The 19,423-nt window shown below is 40.5% G+C and carries 15 protein-coding genes and 2 pseudogenes; 7 read left to right on the top strand and 10 right to left on the bottom strand.

Going from position 1 to position 19,423, the window contains the following annotated elements; all coding sequences use genetic code 11:
- Positions 1-83 precede the first annotated feature (83 nt).
- From HWQ38_RS13395 to HWQ38_RS13385, 3 genes are all read right to left on the bottom strand, one after another.
- Positions 84-2,720, bottom strand: coding sequence for a TonB-dependent siderophore receptor (locus HWQ38_RS13395; RefSeq protein WP_292794188.1), 2,637 nt, complete (start codon positions 2,718-2,720; stop codon positions 84-86).
- A 125-nt stretch (positions 2,721-2,845) separates the two neighbouring features.
- Positions 2,846-3,814, bottom strand: a complete 969-nt coding sequence (locus HWQ38_RS13390) for an AraC family transcriptional regulator (RefSeq protein WP_292794185.1) — start codon at positions 3,812-3,814, stop codon at positions 2,846-2,848.
- Between the two features lie 35 nt (positions 3,815-3,849).
- Entirely contained in the window at positions 3,850-4,137 is a 288-nt protein-coding gene (locus tag HWQ38_RS13385; RefSeq protein WP_292794182.1) for a hypothetical protein, read from the bottom strand.
- A gap of 666 nt (positions 4,138-4,803) precedes the next feature.
- Between HWQ38_RS13385 and HWQ38_RS13380 the strand changes: the two genes are divergently transcribed.
- Together HWQ38_RS13380 and HWQ38_RS13375 are read left to right on the top strand one after the other, a co-directional pair.
- Positions 4,804-5,715 carry an extracellular solute-binding protein gene (locus HWQ38_RS13380; protein ID WP_292794180.1) on the top strand — a complete coding sequence of 304 codons (912 nt, stop codon included), beginning with the start codon at positions 4,804-4,806 and terminating at the stop codon, positions 5,713-5,715.
- A 138-nt stretch (positions 5,716-5,853) separates the two neighbouring features.
- Positions 5,854-6,921 (top strand): iron-siderophore ABC transporter substrate-binding protein, encoded by a 1,068-nt coding sequence (locus HWQ38_RS13375; protein WP_292794178.1) that lies wholly within the window; start codon positions 5,854-5,856, stop codon positions 6,919-6,921.
- A gap of 1 nt (position 6,922) precedes the next feature.
- Here HWQ38_RS13375 and HWQ38_RS13370 read toward each other — a convergent pair whose 3' ends face one another.
- The 4 genes from HWQ38_RS13370 to HWQ38_RS13355 are packed head-to-tail and all read right to left on the bottom strand — an operon-like array spanning position 6,923 to position 12,035.
- Positions 6,923-7,618: a 2OG-Fe(II) oxygenase gene (locus HWQ38_RS13370; protein WP_292794176.1), complete on the bottom strand. Its 696-nt coding sequence runs from the start codon at positions 7,616-7,618 to the stop codon at positions 6,923-6,925.
- A gap of 41 nt (positions 7,619-7,659) precedes the next feature.
- Complete coding sequence (locus HWQ38_RS13365; protein ID WP_292794173.1) at positions 7,660-8,331, bottom strand: 2OG-Fe(II) oxygenase; 672 nt, start codon at positions 8,329-8,331, stop codon at positions 7,660-7,662.
- Between the two features lie 33 nt (positions 8,332-8,364).
- Entirely contained in the window at positions 8,365-9,321 is a 957-nt protein-coding gene (locus HWQ38_RS13360; protein WP_292794170.1) for an iron-siderophore ABC transporter substrate-binding protein, read from the bottom strand.
- Between the two features lie 32 nt (positions 9,322-9,353).
- Positions 9,354-12,035, bottom strand: a complete 2,682-nt coding sequence (locus tag HWQ38_RS13355) for a TonB-dependent siderophore receptor (RefSeq protein ID WP_292794168.1) — start codon at positions 12,033-12,035, stop codon at positions 9,354-9,356.
- Positions 12,036-12,625: 590 nt separating this feature from the next.
- Here HWQ38_RS13355 and HWQ38_RS13350 point away from each other — a divergent pair.
- The 3 genes from HWQ38_RS13350 (at position 12,626) to HWQ38_RS13340 (ending at position 15,344) form a co-directional block, all read left to right on the top strand.
- On the top strand, positions 12,626-12,781 hold the full coding sequence (locus HWQ38_RS13350; protein WP_292794165.1) for a hypothetical protein: 156 nt from the start codon (positions 12,626-12,628) through the stop codon (positions 12,779-12,781).
- Positions 12,762-13,571, top strand: a complete 810-nt coding sequence (locus HWQ38_RS13345) for an ABC transporter ATP-binding protein (protein ID WP_292794162.1) — start codon at positions 12,762-12,764, stop codon at positions 13,569-13,571. Before HWQ38_RS13350 ends, HWQ38_RS13345 begins: the two co-directional genes overlap by 20 nt.
- 123 nt (positions 13,572-13,694) lie before the next feature.
- A complete protein-coding gene (locus HWQ38_RS13340; protein WP_292794159.1) occupies positions 13,695-15,344 on the top strand; it encodes a TonB family protein in 1,650 nt (549 codons plus the stop codon).
- 89 nt (positions 15,345-15,433) lie between these two features.
- Here HWQ38_RS13340 and HWQ38_RS13335 read toward each other — a convergent pair whose 3' ends face one another.
- The 3 genes and pseudogenes from HWQ38_RS13335 to HWQ38_RS13325 form a co-directional block, all read right to left on the bottom strand.
- Positions 15,434-15,640, bottom strand: coding sequence for a hypothetical protein (locus tag HWQ38_RS13335; protein WP_292794156.1), 207 nt, complete (start codon positions 15,638-15,640; stop codon positions 15,434-15,436).
- 295 nt (positions 15,641-15,935) lie between these two features.
- Positions 15,936-17,399 (bottom strand): annotated as a pseudogene (locus tag HWQ38_RS13330) (ISLre2 family transposase).
- A 158-nt stretch (positions 17,400-17,557) separates the two neighbouring features.
- Complete coding sequence (locus tag HWQ38_RS13325) at positions 17,558-17,911, bottom strand: hypothetical protein (protein ID WP_366933282.1); 354 nt, start codon at positions 17,909-17,911, stop codon at positions 17,558-17,560.
- 280 nt (positions 17,912-18,191) lie between these two features.
- Between HWQ38_RS13325 and rpaB the strand changes: the two genes are divergently transcribed.
- Positions 18,192-18,965 (top strand): response regulator transcription factor RpaB, encoded by a 774-nt coding sequence (gene rpaB, locus HWQ38_RS13320; protein ID WP_292794153.1) that lies wholly within the window; start codon positions 18,192-18,194, stop codon positions 18,963-18,965.
- A gap of 43 nt (positions 18,966-19,008) precedes the next feature.
- Positions 19,009-19,368: pseudogene (locus HWQ38_RS13315) on the top strand (Rieske 2Fe-2S domain-containing protein); the annotation flags it as partial.
- Positions 19,369-19,423 lie beyond the last annotated feature (55 nt).

Raw genomic sequence — 19,423 nt, 5'->3', positions numbered from 1 at the left:
GTTATTACTCATAGCTCCAACCTAATGCCACTCCTAACATCAGCAGTCTAACTAATAGCAGTTGCTCCCGTACTACATACAGCTTAAAATTCATAGCCCACGCTCAAATATGCCTCAAAGGGCGCACCCGGAAAAATTTGTGTTTGACCGTTAGCCCCGACATAGTAAAGAGTGTCAAACAAATTCTGGAGATTGAGTTGTACTCGCAAGTTGTTGCGGCGGTAGTAAAGAACTGCATCAGTGCGGAAGTAAGAGGGCAATGTAAAGGTGTTTGCTAAATCTCCATAGCGCGAATCCACATAAGAAAGACCCAATCCACCACCAAATCCTTTCCAAGAACCGGTGGGAACAATGTATGTCGTCCACAAAGAAGCAGTGTTTTGAGGAACGTTAAGAAAATTCCCCACTCTGATGCTGTTGTCTTTAGTAACGCGCGGATCGATGTAGTTGTAGGAGAAAATGATGTTCCAACCCGGTGTGATTTCTCCAGTAGTATAAAGTTCAATCCCTCGACTTCTTTGTTCCCCAGTTTGGATTCTAAAGCGAGAATTATTCGGATCGACTGTTGTGAGGTTAGTCTGAGTCAAGTCATAGAAAGCTAAAGTGCTAGATAATTTATTATTGAGTAAGTCTGTTTTTACTCCGACCTCATACTGAGTACCACGGCTCGGTTGAAAAGAATTCCCCCGCGCATCAGTACCGATGACCTGCTGAAAAGATTGGCTGTAGCTGGCGTAGAAGCTTAGGGATTTAATCGGTTGATAAACTATGCCTAAGCGTGGACTAAAAGCATTATTATCTTGACTAGTACTCCGTCCATTCAAGTTGTTGAAAGAGCTTCTATTTAGCCAGTCGAAGCGTCCTCCTAAAAGGAACTTGAGGTTGTCAATTAGTGAGATTTGGTCTTGAAGATAAATCCCTTGAGCATTATTGGTACTAGAGTTATCACTACTACCCGTAACCGAGCCTACAGGCGTGCCATACACCGGATTGAACAGATCGATTGGACTGCGTGTATAAATATTTTCCTTAGATTTAGTATCTAACCAAAACAAATCAAAACCAATTAATAGTTTATGCTCGATGCTACCAGTTTGAAATTGACCCGTCAAATTGGTATCTGTGAAGTATTCGTTATCTATTTCACTGTAATCGGAAGCGATGCGGTCTAGCGTGCGATTATCAGCTTCTAGACTATCTGAGAATGTAGCCAAACCCCGCGCAGGGTTAGTATTTTTGTTTCCATATTGGAAACCATTACGTAAAACCCAATTATCATTGAAGCGATGCTCAAGATGGTAGGCAATTCGACTCTCTTGAAAACGGTTACTATCTGAAGGCTCGGCTAAATTACGACTGCGTGGAATCTTGCCGTTGGGATTTGAAAAAACAGTACCATTAGCTATTAACCCCGCCTCTGGATCGCCATTTGGATACTCAACATCCTGATATTCACCTTCTAGTGTTAAGTTGGTGTTTTTACCAATTAGCCAAGTCAAGGCTGGTGCTACAAAATAACGCTGTCGGTTTACGAAATCTACAAAGCTGTTTGCACTCTCGTAGTTGGCATTCAAGCGATACAACAAAGTCCGATCTTGATTTAACGGACCAGAGATGTCAATTGAGGGTTCAACAGTTTCCTCAGTTCCAACACGTATCTGACCAAAGTAATACGGTTCTGATAGTGGCTGTTTGGTAACACGGTTGATAACACCACCTGGGGATACTTGTCCGTATAACACCGAAGCAGGGCCGCGTAGGAGTTCAATTCGCTCTGTATTAGCAGTGTCAACAGTATTTATTCCTGATAAATCTTTCAAACCGTTACGAAATAAAGTACTACCAAAGCCTCGGATGGAAAAAGAATCAAATAGGGTCGATGGAAATCCAGTTGTAATAATGCCTGCTGTTGACAGTACCTCTCCCTGGTTTTGCGCGCCCAAATCATCGATTAGCTGGCGAGGGAACACCTGAATTGATTGAGGAATCTCAAGTAGGCCTGTTGGTGTCTTTGTTGCTGTAGTTGTATTATTGACTTTATAGCCTGTTTCAGGCGGTGCTGTCACCTCTAGTTCAATCGTTGCTTGATTTTCACTAGTTGGCAGTTTTTGCTGTGGCGGTGCTGGTTGCTGTGCTGTGGATGTGGTACTTGTCACCCCAATCACTAATCCTTCAGGACTGTCAAACAACTCCACTGCTGGTACACCCACCTCACCCGTCACTGTCACCTGTATGGTATTAACATTAATGTTAATAACAGTCACCTCAACAATTCCTACTGCTGGCTTCGATTGACGAAAGCGAGCGCCACTACTCAAACGCAACTGAGCGTTAGGGATGTCTGCAATATAAGAGTTACCCTCAGTTTTGAGAATTACTTGCAGGCGACCGCTCTTGACACCTGTCTCTAAAATCACCTCCAAACCCTTACTTGTACTATTGAGCTTCACTGCCGTTATTGGTGTGACTTCTGTTTTAGGAGTAGGTGGTGATTGCACAAGCATTTGAGCGCTGGAACTGGAACGTTTAATCTGGTTAACCAGGGAAATTTCTCTATTTAATATTTCCTCACCCAGAACAGGAACAGTAAACGCAAATAGCGAACTTGTCAGCAATAGACTTTGCCAGAAAAAGATAGATATTATCTGTAAATTCATACCCACACCTAACACACCCACTTTGTTAAAAATATTAATCTTAACTGCAACTGATTGCTGCAAACATCTTTACTAATTAAGTTGGTAAAGATACAAAGTTATAACTGCCCTATTATCCCAAAAGGATATAATTTTTTAACGTTGATGTCTTGTTCGAGCCGGACTTTTTTTTGTTCCAAACGGACTTATTAACTGTGAAAAGATTTAGGATTAACTGCAAATTTCTTCCGAAATGCATGATTAAAAGAGCTAAGGCTAGCATAGCCTACTTTCCTCGCTACTTGTGTTACATTCATGTTTCTCTCGATTAGTAACTTGTGGGCTTGTTCCATGCGATAATCGTGCAGGTAGCCAAACACTGTAGTGCCAAAAACCTGTCGGAACCCTTGTTTGAGTTTGCGATCATTTAACCCTACCTGTCGTGCTAATTGTATAAGAGAAGGTGGATTATCTAGATGTTTTAATAAAATTTCTCTAGCATAATAAATGCGTTCAACATCTGATGGCTTCACCACGTTATTATTAACCTCACCTTGATTGATTTGAATTTCTTGTTCAATCAGTAATGTCATTAACTCCCACACCTTGGTTTCAAGATACATTCGCTTAGTAATACCTTGGTAAGGACATTGGAGAATTTGCTGCACTGCTAACTGCATTGCAAAAGTTTGAATTCCATAGCGTTCATAAGTCAATCGATCCGAACGTCTGATGAGATGTTGTAATTCCTTTGGAAGTTCACCAGATGTATCTCCTGCAAATGCTCGAAACGCTTCTGGTTTGATATGAACAGATATTTCTACTTCTTGCAAGAACTTCTCTGGTGAATAAATATGCTCTGGAGCCATACCACTACCACTCAAGAAGTATTCTCCAGTGCTAAAGTTAATATTTTTAGATGGCGAATCTATTAAAATAAAAAATTGAAATTCTATCCAATGTTGTCTGTCTATATATTCTACAGCTATTGATTTTTTTAACTGATAGTTGTAGATTTCTAAGGATATACAATCTCGTAGCCAAATTTCTCGACGATATCCTGACCCAAATGGATGCCGACGGGTGATATCAAAGTCATCAGTGCAGTTATTCTGTTGAATCGGCTCTGCTTGATAAAGTTGTTTAGCGTAATCTGCTAATGAAAGTATTAGTGTCATAATAAAGTTAACTTACTAAATTTTTAATTTCCAACTCAATTAGTTAATAAAATTCCCAGGTAGTAAATAGAAAATATTGGTGACTGGACTAACTTTTGGGTATTAGTGAGTGGATGGTCTACTTGGTTGAGATGCCTAATATCTTTAATTGGTGCAACTGACTTTGTGATTGTTAGTTGAGCTAATATTTGCTGGTTACTAGCTAATATTTTTGATGCTATAATCAGGAGAGCAACAACACGCACAGGCTTATTTATAAACACTATTGAAGTAGTCAGCAATAGACCCTGCCAGAAAAAATAGTTTAATCTCTGCCGCTTCATTGAACTTTCCTCACACACTTGCTTAGGAGTCACTCACCACACGCTTAAGTTAAGATATAAAGGTAAGTAGAAAACCTATCACCCTTTATCCAAAACCCCATAACAATCTCACCCCAATTCATGCTCCGGGAATTGGGATTGTCGGACTACTGTACGTTATTGAACGTAATCTGAATATTACCAACAAAGTTGAGTAAAATACCAAATATATTTTTGCTCTAAATCTCAAGGAATCTTGCTGCTACCCAGAGAAAAACTGCTCCTGGGGCGACGGAAATTGAGTATTGAAGCCGCTTTTAATTAAAATCGTCTCAAAAGTACTGTTTGATTGACCCAAGTCTTTTGTCAGAGTATCTTTATCAAATGCAACACTATGTAGCCAATATTATTGGTAATATCATCACAGATGACCTATATATCTATCAAGAAAGGCGATCGCTTACTTTAAGGAAAGTCTTTGGATGTGAGAACTCAAAAGTTTAACTCGAAAGCAAGTTGCCAGGATCAGCCGCTTTGCTCCCGTCAATTCATGTTAAATCAGGCAAATGCTGCTACAAAAAGACAGAGGTTCAAAGCTGATGTTTAGAAATTTTAAGCCAGTAAGAGACAATACCGACATTTTTGAAGTAGCTGCATAAACATCTACCATCAACTAACAGGATTTCTATGACTTCAGACAGTTTTAATACAAGCGAAAGGGTCAGTGTTGCCTATGCAGGCTCACTAGTCAATTTGATAGAAAATAAGCTAGCTCCAGACTTTGAAAGAGCAACTGGGTATAAATACCAAGGCAAAGCAGCAGGTTCAACTGTACTGGCTAATGCGATTAGGGATAAGATTATTCAGCCAGATGTCTTTATTAGTGCTTCGACTAAAGCTTACGAACGACTTGAAGGAGCAGCTAACGGCAACGAAGTGAAGTGGAGCTTAGTTTTTGCCTCTACTTCTATGGTCATCGGCTATAGCCCTGTAAGTCAATTCGTTGATCGATTTAATGCTGAGGCTGCTGGTGCTGTTCCCTGGTACCAAGTACTTCAGCAGCCAGGAGTGCGATTGGGCAGGACAGATCCTACCCTTGACCCGAAAGGGGTGTATGCTATTTTGGTCATGCAACTAGCTTCACTTTACTACAATCAATCTGACATCAAACAGACAATTCTTGGTTCGGACATAAATCAAACTCAGATATTTCCCGAAGCGGATTTGGTTGCATACTTAAAAGATGGCAATTTGGATGCTGGATTCTTTTACCTAAATGAAGTTAGGGATGTAGATTTACCTTATATTAGTCTGCCAGCAGAAATTAATCTGGGCGATCCCAGCCATTCAGACTTTTATCAACAAGCTCACTACCAGGATGCTCAAGGACAGACGATTGCTGGTGAGCCTATCCTTTACAGTTTGACCATCCCAACAAAAGTTGAGAACTACGTAGGAGCGGTGGAATTTGTCAAATACTTGCTTGGAAGTAATGGGCGTCAATTATTGCTTGAAGACGGCTTATCAATGATACCACTTCAAGTTGATGGCGATCTATCATCTGTTCCGGAAGAACTGTCAAACTTTCTGAAAATGTGAGAATCGCTGCTTGCCGTCAGGCGATCGCCAGGGTGATTTGGCAAACACTCTTCTACTACCAAGTTCTGTCCGTACTGATACTAATTGGATTACCAATCTCAAACAGGTTTAATAATTTTTTGAAAACCCAAGAAACTGATGAGTAAGGAATGTTTTTTCCCTATCTTGAACCTGAAAACCCAGTTTCGCTTACTTGAGAGCAGAACTCTAACTCTGTGGGTGTATCATACTTGGCCACTGTTAATTATTGGGTTGCTCATGCTGCTTTTGCTCTGTGCTTGTAGCCAAACACCAACCCATCACCAGAAATTTACTTCCAGCCAGGAATCAACGCTTACCAACCACCGTATAGTCAAACATGAAACAGGTGAAACAAAACTCCCCATCTCTACCAAAAGAGTGGTCGTTTTAGATGGGGCTTCAACCGAAGCTGTTTTGGCTTTAGGTATCAAACCAGTCGGCGCTCCTGTTAAATTCATAAACTACCCCCTATCCCAAATGCAACAAGCAGGGATAGAGGATATAGGGGCGCGAACCCCCAACTTAGAAAAGATTTTAGCTCTCAAGCCCGATCTAATTTTGGGGCTTTATGATAATCAGGAAATGTATGGTTTATTATCCCATATAGCACCCACAGTCTTAATTAACTACAGCTATTCCACATGGAAAGAAATGTTTTTGTCGGTTGCTCAAGCCTTGGGTCAGACCACGGTCGCAAAGCAATGGATGTCTCAATACTACAAGCGCATATCTGAATTTAAAGCTTCTATGGGCAACCGATTAGGTTTGACTCATATATCTGTCTTACGGATTGCTGGGTATACTGTGTTCATTAAAGGTTCTTTCTTTGGAGGTATCTTCAACGATATCGGTCTGACCAGTCCCCTTTCACCGAATCTAGATGCTCTTAGCTCTCGTCGTCATCTATTGACGAACGGATACGTTTATGTCCTCTCTCCAGAACTATTGAACGAGGCCGATGGGGATGCTCTATTTCTGATTTCCGACACCAGCTTTGGTCTGGCATCTGCCCAAAAAGCCAGAGAGCAACTACAACTCCACCCTCTTTGGTCAAAGTTAAAGGCTGTTCAGCAAGGCAAGGTCTATATAGTTGGAAGTTATTGGATCTGTTGTGGGCCATTGGCGGCTAATCGAGTTCTCGATGACCTATCTAAGTATTTACTTGAAACATCCCACTTGAAGTAAATCATTCTCCTTTAAGATACTTAAAATAAATCTGCTGATCGTAAAATCTCACCATAAGATGCTGTCTCTTGCAGAGTGCAAGAGGTGAAATTGGTGCGACTACGTGCCAAGCGTTATGCTCACATACAAAAAGAACGGAGTTACCTAATTGTGGTGGAATCTCTTGAAAAACAGATTCGCGCTGCTCATTTTCTAAAATCTGGAGACTCCCTCCCCACTCGCTGTTCCAGTCTTCACTAAAATAAAACAGGTGAGAAAGAGCCATTCCTGAGTTTCTATTATTTACAAACCATGAGTCTTTATGAGGTGCTAAACTTTTGTTTGCTGTGCTATCTAATTGAGATAAAGAAATACGGATTAGATGGCGATCCAGATTTAATCCGGTCAATTTGGCAACAGCTTCTCGATAAGCAGGGTTAATCAATTCGTCAAGCAGAGTTTGCCAAACACTGTTCAGGTTTGGGCTAGGAGGAATATAACACTTGTTTTTGGTAGCATCGTAAAACTTTTCTGCATTTGTCACCACTTCTGCCCCTTGATCTAAAATCAATCCTCCAGGTCTTTCTGGAAATTTCTCATATGGAAAACTGTTGAACAACTCAATTAGCTGGGGTTTGGGTATGAGATTGTCAAAGGAAATCCAATGATAAGGATATTCTTGAATTACACCATTACGAATAGCGTCTAAATTTAACATAAAAGCTACTTCAGTTAATTATTTATTCAAAGGTTCGGCTGTCAATCGTTGTGAGCAATCCATTTTAATACAGTTGCTTTATCATAAAATCTAACTAAGATATTAAGTCTATCTTGGGATACCTCTGGAGATGAAACTGGAGAGACGTTGTGCCAGGAGTTTTCTGAACGCACTAAAACCACTGAGTTTCCATTACGGGGAGGAATTTCTTGAAATAAAGATTCAAGTTGTTCGTTTAACAGAATCTGAAGACATCCTCCCCACTCAATCTTCCAATCTTCACGACCGAAATAAAGCAGGTGTGAAAGGATAATTCCTTCTGAATCCGAATGAGAACCATTGACAATAGGGTCTAATCGACTTAGAAAAATACTTATAAATTGTTGTTCTAGGTTTAATCCGGTTAATTTAGCAATGCTTTCCCGATAAGCACTACTATGTAGTTCCTCAACTAATAACTGCCAAATACTACTCAGACTTGTGCTTGGGTAATAATTTTTTTTTCTGGACTCGTCAATAAACTCTTCAGCATCATCGTAAACTACAATTGCAGGTCTGTGGTGAGGTTTCTCCCTTTTTGGAAAAACTTCTATTGGCGGAAAACTGTTTCTTAACTCAATGAGTTGAGATTTCGGAATAAGATTGTCAAACAATATCCATTGATAAGGATATTCTTGCATAACTCCGTTGCTAATTGCGTCTAAATTCAGCATCATCTGCTCCCTTTTTGTCAAACATCAATATAACTATTGTGATAATAAGTACTTAAACAAATCATCTAATACTCGATTAGCTGATAAATAGTTCCCGCCTCCCCAGTGTGGGCCAATTACATGGACTTTACCTTGCTGCGCTACCTTAAGTTTTGACCATAAAGGTTGTGCCATAAATTGCTGGATTGCTAGTTCAAAATCAGCTTTTGTCGGAAAGCTGTGAGTCATAAGAAACAGAACATCCCCATCTATTAGAGAGAGAAATTCTGGAGATATCAAATACAAAGCAGTATTTCCTGATAGTTTTGCAATTATTGTTGGACTTAGTTTCTGAGTTTGGGGAATATCTAGACCAACTTCTTCTAAAATTGAACCAGAGAATGATTTTTGAATTCTGACAATAATTGTCCCGGCGTAAAGATCCACAACAGATACTCGCGTCTGTTTGAGCTTCTCACCCATCCTTGCTTTAAACTGTGCTACTCGTGCATTGTACTGCGCTACAACTTGTTTTGCTTGTTCTGTTTTTCCCAGTGCTTCTGCTACTACCAGAAATGGACGTTTCCAGTCAGCGATCGCTCTCATGTCAAAAAAAACTGTAGGTGCAATATGTGACCATAAAGTATAAGATTCTGGTTCTGTTCCTCCTGCACCCATATTTCCAATTAACAAGTCGGGTTTGAGAGCGAGAACCTTTTCAATATTGGGTGGTAAGCCAATGTCTATAATGTCATCCAGTTTCAACTGTGGGGCTAATTTTTTAGTCGTGCCTGTGAGTTGAACTCCCAAAGCAATAGCTACTTCGGTCGCATACGCATGGAGTGAAACAAACCTCTGTGGGTACTGGGGAACTGCTGTTGTACCCATTGCGTGTTTGACGATGCGGACATTTGCTGGTGGTAATTTAGTTGAGGGGTTTTGTGGATGTGTCCATAAACTGCAAGCAGCTAGCGACACAAGCAGCAATATTGCAATTAGATATAACTGCATTAGCTGACTTTTTTGTAGAAGCAAGATAGTTTTCAAAAGTGCCACCCTAGTGTAAAGTTGACCGTGAATGGGTATCCATAATAGACTGTGGTATCTGTTGGCGTACTACCGAAAGCACCCTCAAAGTAATTTACGTCAAACAGATTCTGGAAGTTGAGTGCTGCATCAAATTTTCCCTGGCGGTAGAAGAGGGCAGCATCAGTGCGGACATAATTAGGTAACTTAACAGTGTTAGCTGAATCAACAAAGCGATCGCCTACATAGTACAAACCCAAACCAGCGCCAAATCCTTTGAGGTTTCCTTTAGGAATAATGTAAGTCGTCCAAAAACTGGCTATATTTTGCGCTGCTCCAGGGAGTTCTTTGCCAACGGGGATGGAGTTATCTTCGGTAACGCGGGGATCGGCATAGGCATAGGAAGCAATCACATTCCAACCTGGGGATATTTCACCTGTAACAAACAACTCAACACCTTTACTGTTTGCCTCACCTACAGGAATAGCAAATCCAGAATTATTGGGGTCATTTGTGAGGATATTAGATTGGGTCAGGTCGAATAGAGCCAAATTTACTGAAAGTTTATCACCGAGCAAATCTGCTTTAGCACCCACTTCGTATTGAGTTCCGCGCTGTGGTTGAAATGCCTGCCCAGTTGCGCTTAGTCCAGTCTGGGGAATGAAGGAGCGAGCATAGCTAGCATACAGAGAAATTGGTTTAATCGGTTGATAGACAATACCTACACGAGGGCTAAACGCTTCGCTTGAGAACTCGGTTGAGGTTGAAGCAAGTTTGTCATAATCCGTCTCCCCTGTCCAATCATAACGTCCGCCCAAAACCAGCTTGAGGTTTTGAGATAGGGTGATTAAATCTTGAGCATACACACCCAAATTATCGGCAATAGTTGCATTTTTGGATTGGTTAAGAAGTGTACCGTTTCCTAGCTGCCCATAAACCGGACTGAAAATGTTGATTGAGGGAGCAGTGAAATTTTGATTATACCCATTAACAAAGCTCCAACCATACTCTGTCCCTACAACAAGTTGGTGTTCCAGGCTTCCAGTCTTAAACCGTCCCGTAACTAGAGTATTTAAATCATATCCATTCTGGAAACTATCACCAGCCTGAACAAATCTGCGTCGAGTCAGAGTTTCATCATCTGGCTGTAGCGCGATCGGAACTCCTCTGCCTTGAGGGTTGCCAATATAATGTACATTCAGTAATCCAAAAGCATTTTCGATTGACCAGTTATCATTGAAACGATGCTCTAGTTTGTAGCTCAAGCGAGTAGTAATAATATCTGTAGTACCCACTTGTCCTATATACCGACTAATAGGCACTTTGCCATTGGGATTTGGATATAGAGTGCCGATTGCAGGCAGCCCTTCGTTCGCTAAACTGCTATTGTAATCTCCATAACTGGAATTGAATGTCAGTTTTGTATTACGATCTATATCCCACGAGAGTGCCCCAGCAAACTGATAGCGTTCCTCGTTGTAAAAATCAATAAAGCTATCAGAGTTGAGGTAGGAAGCATTGAGGCGATAGGAAACATTTTTATTTGTTGTCAAAGGCCCAGAAAAGTCAAGTGAACCTCGGTAAGAGTTATAATTTCCAACAGAGAAGTCCGCAGCATAGTACGGGTCTTTTAAAGGTGGCTTAGTAACTAAGTTCACAACACCGCCGAGTCCGGCTCGTCCGTAAAGCACAGAAGCAGGGCCTCGCAGAACTTCTACCCGCTCGATATTGTTAAGATTGAGTGCGGCAGACCCTCCCAAAGAGAAACCCCTAAGTCCGTCGGTTAAGATATTACCAAAAGAAGAATTAAAGCCTCGAATTACGAATCTATCTTGCGAACCTGGAAAGCGGTCTGTTGATGTACCAACATTTTTCAGTGCATCTCCAATGTAAAGAATACGCTGGTCTTTAATCACCTGTTGGGGAATGACATTAATCGTTTGAGGAATGTCGCGTAATGGTGTATTTGTTCGAGTTCCAACAGATGTATTAGTAGGGTTATAGCCTGTATCTGGGGGAGCAGTCACTTCTAGTTCAATCGGTGCTTGGTTTTCGCCAGATGGCAGTTTTTGCTGTGGCGGTGTTGGTTGCTGTGCTGTGGATGTAGTACTTATTACCCCGAACACCAAACCTTCACTACTATCAAACAATTCTACTGGTGGTGCAAGAGCTACACCCGTCACTGTTACCCGCAGGGTGTTAGCATCAATATTGGTAACACTTACCTCAGCAATTCCCGGTGCTGGTTTCTCTTGACGAAATATATTGCCACTAGTCAAGTGCAACTGAACGTTAGGGATATCTGCAACATAAGATTTGCCCTCAGTTTTTGGAGTTACTTGCAAGCGATCGCTCTTTACTCCCGTCTCTAAAATCACCTCCAAACCCTTATCAATACTATTGACTTTCACTCCCGTCACTGATATTATTTCTAATTGGCCAATGGGTATCGGCGACTGTACTAACTTTTGGGCATCGGTAAGCGGATGTTCTATCTGATCCAGACTCCGAATCTCTCTAATCGGTGCAACTGACTTTGTGATTGTTGCTTGAGGTAATAATTGCTGGTTACTAACTGGTATTTCTGTTGGTAGAATAGGAACAGCGACAACACGCAAAGGCTTATTTATAGACACCACCACTGAAGTAGTGAGTAATAGACTCTGCCAGAAAAAATAGTTGAATTTTTGCGGATTCATTGAAAAATACTCACACACATTTGCTCATCTGTCGCTCACCACAAGCTTAGTTAAGGAATTAAGGTCTGAAGGGGAAGTGGAAAATCTATTACCCTCTATCCAAAACCCCATAACAATTTCACCCCAAGATTCGTGTTACTCGAATTGGGACTGCTGCATCAGGTACGTCATTTAACGTAGTTTGAATATTACCAACAAAGTTGAGTAAAATACTAGATATATTTTTGATCCAAATCTGAGAAAGAGTATCCCAAATCTTGCTTCTCTAATGGCCATAACTCATGATTGGGCGACTACAATTGAGTACTGAAGCCGTTTTTAATGAAAATCATTCAGCAAAGTACTGTTAAGTTGACCCAAGCCTTTTGTCAGAGTATCTTTACCAAATGCAGTATTAAGTAGCCAAGATTATTGGTAATATCATCACAGTACAATCTAAATATCTATCTTGAAGGGCGATCGCCCTTGAGAACTCCAAAAAATAAATTATCCAATTCCTGGAATCAAATGATTTTTCCTCCCCCTGCTCCCTGTCCTAAAAGCAATAGGGTACTTTTTAGAAAGGAAGTTCCTAACTTGAGGGGAAATTTTTGGTATGCGTTCGCCCTTGGCGTTGGCAAAGCCATCGCTTTACAGTTCAACTCCAAAGCGATCTGCTAGCATTAGCCGCTTTGCAGCTACGCACTCCCAGACAAACTAGAGTTATCCTTGAGATCAGAAAGCCCTATGAAGAACACAGTCCTTGAAACCCAACATCTGGGACTCGGTTACGACGGCAAGCCAATTATATCCGATCTGAACCTGTTGATTACCACAGGACAAATTACTGCTTTAGTCGGCCCCAATGGCTGCGGGAAATCTACTCTACTGCTGGGTTTGGCTAGATTACTCAAACCCCACATTGGTAATGTATATCTCAATGGGGTTGATATCTTTCGACAGTCAACAACCACAGTTGCACAGCAACTTAGTATTCTTCCTCAAGTCCCATCCGCACCAGAAGGGTTGACTGTGCGAGATTTGGTTGCACTTGGTCGTTATCCATATCAAAAAAGTTGGTTTCAATCTTGGACTGCTGAAGATGAACTTCAAGTCCGCAAAGCATTAACAACTACAGACCTTAACGAATTAGCTAATAGAGCCGTAGATACCCTCTCTGGTGGACAGAGGCAACGTGCTTGGATAGCCATGACTTTAGCACAAGATACACAAATTTTATTATTGGATGAGCCGACTACTTTCTTAGATTTAGCTCATCAAGTGGAGGTGCTGGAATTACTGTGGGATTTGAATCAACTTGAGGGAAGAACAATTGTCATGGTATTGCATGACCTGAATCAGGCGTGTCGTTATGCTCATAACCTAGTAGCTTTACGTGATGGCGCTGTTATGGGTTATGGAAATCCAGCAGATGTCATGACAGAAGAAATGGTGCAGGAGGTGTTTGGATTAGCTTGTCGAATTGTGCCAGACCCAGTAGTGGGAACACCTTTATGTTTACCTTTGGGACGACAATCTCATAAATACCAAAAGTAATTACTCTAGAGCTTCAGGAACTATTATATTTAATGATTTAAATCTTATATACACTTTGTTCGTTATTTAAACTTTTCTGTTCACTGAGCTAATTCAAGTAATTAATTTTGGAAACAGTAAATTATGAGCCTTTCTGAGACTGTATTAAAGAGCCGAGAAAAAGAAGCCGCGACACTAAAATCTTTCATTGCTTTTAGTTTGATTGGCTCATTTGCATTACATATTGGAGTACTAGTTTTAGCTATTTTCGCTGTTAACAGTTTATTAGTAAAAGCCCCATTAAGTAAAAACGAACCAATTGAAGTGACTATTGTAGAAACACCTGCTAAAGAGCTAGCAAATACACCTATAGATTTAAAACAAGAAACGCTAAAGGAACCAAAAAATAGTTCTTCTATGACTCCAGTACAAAAACTTACCAAAGTAACTGAGCTGAAAAATTCACCAGTAGTTGCAGAAAAACAATTTCCGATAGAAACAATCCCAACAAAAAACTTTTCTCGTAGAGAACCTCAAAAAACTATCTCAAAAACCCCAAATCAGGAATTAGTAAAACAACCACAAACATCACTAACACTTGTAAAACCAATTAAAGTAGCGAACCAAGAAACTATTAAAAAATCATCAACGGCTCAATCTACCTCAGTTGCTACTAATTCTTCGTCAACCCATTCATCTGAAAATGAGGGAGGCAATAGTAGCAAGCTCCAAAATTTGCTGCGAGATATAAGAGATTCTAAAACACTTGCTGGAGGCACTAACTCTATCTTAACAGGTAGCTCTAGCATTGGTTCTGTTCATGTTAGTAGAAATGGTACTGGCATTAATGAAGATTTAGGTCGCGGCAGTGGTACTGGCACTAACAGCAACTCAGGTAGAGGTAGTAGAAATGGTACTGGCACTAGTGGTCATTCAGGCATCGGCAATGGCAATGAAGGACGAAATGGTTCTACAGTAGCTACATCTTCAAGAACTCCAAGAGTAAACGCTGGTTCAGGAAACAGTGCTGGCACTGGCGATAACAACAATTCCGAGAACGGTCGCGCAGCTTGCCGTGAAGACAGTTGTCGTCCCAGATATCCAGAGTCAGCAAGACGGCGAGGAATCGAAGGTAGGGTAGAGGTAACTGTTGATACTGATGAACGAGGGAATGTCACAAATGTGCATATTGCTCACTCTAGCGGAAATCATGATTTAGATGAAGAAACATTGAGACAGGCGCGGGATTGGAAATTGAAACCGACATCTAAAAAAAGACAAGGTGTGTCTATTGCTACTGAATATGCCCTAGAAGGTTCACAGCATTACCGTGAACTTCAAGAACGCAAAAGACAGACACAAGCACAACAAACAAACCAGAGCAATGCGAATAATTCTAGTTCTACTACGGCAAATCCCAGGCGCAAGCGACGGTTAATTTCTCCAACAATTATGGATGTGACTCAACAACCTGCAAGTAGGCAGCGTGAATCTATTATACCACCAAATATCGTCAGAAATAGAGAATCTACTTTAATTCCTCGCCGACAAAATGTCGAATCTAATACATCTACTCAACCCCTAGCAGCGCCTCGCCGTCGTAGAGGTGGACAATCTAATACATCAAGTCAAACTCAGTCTCAAGTCGGGCAATTACTACGCCGTCAACGCCAGTCTCAACCTGATTCTACAGCATCTACAAGTCAAAATCGATTGCGTGATTCCTTACGTCGCTATCAACAGCGTAGGGAGCCTCAGCTTCTTGTTCCAAATTCTCATGCTGTCAACAATTAAGAGCTCAAACCTCAAGAAATCGAAATGTCCTATCGCTGGATGTGCGACAATCTGAGTGCTGAAGTAGCCAATAACTGGTATTACGAACTTCAAGACGCCATCGCTTCATCATTGAACTGCTGGATCTGGTCAGATGAAGTAACGCCGATAAGTGCACTCACAACAGCTTGATTATCTGTTTGAGCAACCACATCTTCTTTTATCTGGAATTCGGTAGTCTGCATATCTGCTGGAATAGCTGATGCACCTTGAGCATTGATCAGACTAACTGCTAATAAGATTGGAGCAATCAACAATGAATTATGTAAAAAAGTAGACAGGGAGCAACGCGATTTTGTGAGGTCGGATCAAAAACCAGCGATGCCTTCGGCGGGCGCAGCGATCGCTAAAACTTACATTTCTGCATGAGGTGATTTTATTTGCAATTAACATACGTAATTGCACGAAAAATTATCTTGATGAGATATCTCAAAAAGATTGCTAGTAAGTTGTTTGACGATTATTTCCAAATATATCTGCAATAAATCTTTAAGACTTGGTATCAATTATGGCAGTAAATCAATTCAATGCGGAATCGAAGTATAAAATTTATCAGGCAGTTTGAGGTTTGATAAACGAATTAAAGATAGAATCAGAAAAATTATCCCAACTTTTAGCTATCCATTGACAACGGAGGTGCAACATAATTTCTGCGTTATCTTGAAGCCAAAACTTACTATTACCTTTCATAGGTAAATTAACAACTTGACGAATCAAACTTTCAACAGCACCACTACCAAGAGGTAATTTTCGAGACGCGACTTCGTTATACTTTAAAAGCCTGCGTGGGTAAGCTTTTAAAATATAGTTTCGCTCTCGTACCAAAATTTTAAGGCGCTCTCCGTTCGCCTCAAAAATAAATTCACCCATATTTCTCATTAAATCTAGTGCCTGACCTTTTTTTAAACTTTTTCGAGCCTTTTGAAACCATTGTTGACGCTCATTATTTGTGCTAAAAGCAGCATCAGCAAAATCTTGTAAATGTGACGCAGCGTGAAAAAAGTCTAATAACTGATAAGTTTCAGGTGGGCATTTTAACTTTTTGAGTAAAGGGGGAATATGTATCCAGATCCATTCTGCTCCATCCGCAATCAATAAAACCTGTTTCGCTTGACTAATACCTAAATTAACCAAGTACATCTCTAATATCTGCAAAAATCCTTGATATCCTTTATAAGTTCCATCATTGGTAATTGGAATCTCTCCATTCCTGATTTTTTCACCTTGCTCATTCACTACATAAATTGTTAATAGTTTTGGTTCAATCCATTCTCCTGTAAAGCCTACACGATTAGTCTTAACCTTACGCCTACCTTTTATATTAATCCGAATCCGTGTACGACCACCATCTACAGCAATAACAACACGCTGGTCTTTAAGAATGTTACTCATAGGTAAACTACCAAGCTCTAAACTTGTTGTTTTTGAATCACGTAGATTTATACCAATTTTACCAAAGTAATATGTTAGCCGTTCTATGCGTTTTAAACTAATATTTATGCCCCAATCAATTAATGTTGTCCGTGCTGCCTCAAAGGAGCCAGCAATTGCACCATATTGGGCAACAGTCGATAAAACTCCAGGGGTTAAACCTTCGGACATTCCTAAATATCTTAAGAATGGGCAGAATCCTTCATGTAAAGATTTTTTATTTTTATTTGGTTGAGTCTGACGTTCAACTACATACGGTAGCTTTCAAGTTACTACAACATTCCCAACTGTTAATATTTGCCGTTTTTTACAACCGTGCTTTCGCGTCTTATTGTGCCACCATCCCTGAGTTTCCTGCATTGTTTTGTGCAAAAATTCTTGAGATTTAGACAAGTTATGAAGCAACAAAGCAATACATTCTCCTGCTAAAATTAATGCCGATTCCCTAATCTCTTTTTCACGTAATTTGAAAGTTTGTCCATTCCATTCTAGGATATTCGTTAATTCTAAAACTTTCGTAACTTTTTCTTGAAATTGTGACATTGATTTGCTTAAATCAAAAGTACAATATATATTATTTTTCATGGTAAGCATTCCCTGTTTTTGTTTTGATGTCAGATATCAAAACCTTTACTCCAAAGGGAATCCTACCTTTTTTTCTATCTTAAAACCATCTACAAGTTAACACGGTATTAATATTTGGTTTAAAGTAATAAATCTTATAAGTACAGTTACATAGGTTTTTAGCGATGGCTGCGCCCGCGGAAGGCATCGCACCTTTTTTGCTCAACCTCACCAAATCGCGTTGCTCCCCCACAAAAATCATCCACCCGAATATCCCGCCAGACATCAGAAACCTGCCAGCCAGAGTTGCCCACCGATTGTACCGGAAGATTGTCAAGAAATGGAATATAGTCAGGAACTCTAGGCTCTGAAATCGCTACTGGTTTATCATAAACCACAGGGGCAGTAGAATTGACAGTATCGGCTTGAAGAAGTTGGTCTTCTGCTTCTTCGATTAATTTCATCTGTTTTAGGGTAAGCTTGTCGGATTTTTTGATGATTTTCTTGGTATGTATCTCATTAGAAGTATTCATTGGCTTTTCTCTCGAAGGCATTGGCTCAAAAATCGGATGGCAGTAAAGTTGGGAGAAGTTAGGTATAAATAATTTGCACGGAATTAACAAGGTACACCAAATTTATGGAAAATACGAGTCCCTTGCTGAAGAATTTATTAATTGGACATAAATCTTTTTTTCGGGCAGATGCCCTAATATAATCTGTTGCACAGATGCAAGTATTAAGCGATCGCTTCTTTCCTCATGACTGTACCTCAAGATTGTTTTGCGGTTTTGACTCTTAATGAGCAGATAATAGATGGTTAAGAGTTCTCGCTGGAAAGGAACAGCGTTGAGAAACTTATCAGGTGAAAAAGGCACAATCTTAGTAGTAGATGACGAAGTTAGCATTCGCCGGATTTTACAGACGCGGCTCTTAATGATTGGCTACAGTGTAGTTACAGCTAGTGATGGCGAAGAAGCTTTGTCAGCTTTTCGCTTGTTGACCCCTGATTTAATAGTTCTAGATGTAATGATGCCAAAGCTAGATGGCTACGGTGTCTGTCAAGAATTACGGAAACAATCAGACGTACCAATTATCATGCTCACAGCTTTAGGAGATGTAGCAGACCGAATCACTGGGCTAGAACTCGGTGCTGATGACTACATGACGAAACCTTTCTCACCCAAGGAACTGGAAGCTCGAATTGCCTGCGTACTAAAGCGGCGCTCCCACAAAACCAGTATCAATACTATTCCTAACTCTGGGATAATTCATGCAGGCGACCTGAAAATCGATACAAGTAAGCGGCAAGTCCATAAAAATGAGCAACGCATTCGGTTGACAGGTGTGGAGTTTAGCTTATTAGAGTTGTTAGTGAATCATTCGGGAAAGATTTTTTCAAGGGTTGAAATATTACAGCAGTTGTGGGGTTTTGTACCAGAGATGAATACAGACACCCGTGTGGTAGATGTGCATATCTCACGATTGCGGACAAAGGTAGAATCCGACCCCAACGACCCAGAATTCATTATTACAGCAAGAGGTAGCGGTTATTTTTTCCCACGAATTATTGATTCAGAACAGGAATAGCAGAAAAATATGAGTAAGCTTAATTTAACGCTCCCATAATAAAATGGAACCCCAATTCAACTTTTTTCAGCATTGGTATCCAGTTTCGCCAGTTGAAGACTTAGATCCCAACCAACCAACACCTGTGACACTTTTGGGACTGCGTTTAGTTATCTGGAAACCTAAATCATCCGCAGATTTCCGGGTGTTTTTAGATCAATGTCCCCACCGCCTTGCTCCCCTAAGTGAGGGGCGCATTGATGAGAATACGGGGAATTTGATGTGTAGCTATCACGGTTGGCAATTTGATGAGCAAGGAATTTGTACTCATATTCCCCAAGCGGAAAATCCAGAACTTGTTAGCAAGAATCAGGAAAATCTGTGTACTGTAGCACTACCAACTCGTCAGCAACAGGATTTACTTGGGAGCAACGCGATTTTGTGATGTTGGACTTGAAACGAGCGATCGCTAAATTAGT

This window comes from Nostoc sp. NMS7 (genome assembly GCF_017115085.1).
In the GTDB taxonomy this organism is placed as follows: domain Bacteria; phylum Cyanobacteriota; class Cyanobacteriia; order Cyanobacteriales; family Nostocaceae; genus Nostoc.
Note: the sequence above shows the minus strand (reverse complement) of the source record. Positions and strands in the feature narration are given on the sequence as shown.

What these genes read in the sequence shown, in the direction of transcription:
- HWQ38_RS13390 (WP_292794185.1), bottom strand. Translation starts at nt 3,814, where the DNA reads ATGACACTAATACTTTCATTAGCAGATTACGCTAAACAACTTTATCAA.
- HWQ38_RS13385 (WP_292794182.1), bottom strand. Translation starts at nt 4,137, where the DNA reads ATGAAGCGGCAGAGATTAAACTATTTTTTCTGGCAGGGTCTATTGCTG.
- HWQ38_RS13380 (WP_292794180.1), top strand. Translation starts at nt 4,804, where the DNA reads ATGACTTCAGACAGTTTTAATACAAGCGAAAGGGTCAGTGTTGCCTAT.
- HWQ38_RS13375 (WP_292794178.1), top strand. Translation starts at nt 5,854, where the DNA reads ATGAGTAAGGAATGTTTTTTCCCTATCTTGAACCTGAAAACCCAGTTT.
- HWQ38_RS13370 (WP_292794176.1), bottom strand. Translation starts at nt 7,618, where the DNA reads ATGTTAAATTTAGACGCTATTCGTAATGGTGTAATTCAAGAATATCCT.
- HWQ38_RS13365 (WP_292794173.1), bottom strand. Translation starts at nt 8,331, where the DNA reads ATGCTGAATTTAGACGCAATTAGCAACGGAGTTATGCAAGAATATCCT.
- HWQ38_RS13360 (WP_292794170.1), bottom strand. Translation starts at nt 9,321, where the DNA reads ATGCAGTTATATCTAATTGCAATATTGCTGCTTGTGTCGCTAGCTGCT.
- HWQ38_RS13355 (WP_292794168.1), bottom strand. Translation starts at nt 12,035, where the DNA reads ATGAATCCGCAAAAATTCAACTATTTTTTCTGGCAGAGTCTATTACTC.
- HWQ38_RS13345 (WP_292794162.1), top strand. Translation starts at nt 12,762, where the DNA reads ATGAAGAACACAGTCCTTGAAACCCAACATCTGGGACTCGGTTACGAC.
- HWQ38_RS13340 (WP_292794159.1), top strand. Translation starts at nt 13,695, where the DNA reads ATGAGCCTTTCTGAGACTGTATTAAAGAGCCGAGAAAAAGAAGCCGCG.
- HWQ38_RS13325 (WP_366933282.1), bottom strand. Translation starts at nt 17,911, where the DNA reads ATGAATACTTCTAATGAGATACATACCAAGAAAATCATCAAAAAATCC.
- rpaB (WP_292794153.1), top strand. Translation starts at nt 18,192, where the DNA reads ATGGTTAAGAGTTCTCGCTGGAAAGGAACAGCGTTGAGAAACTTATCA.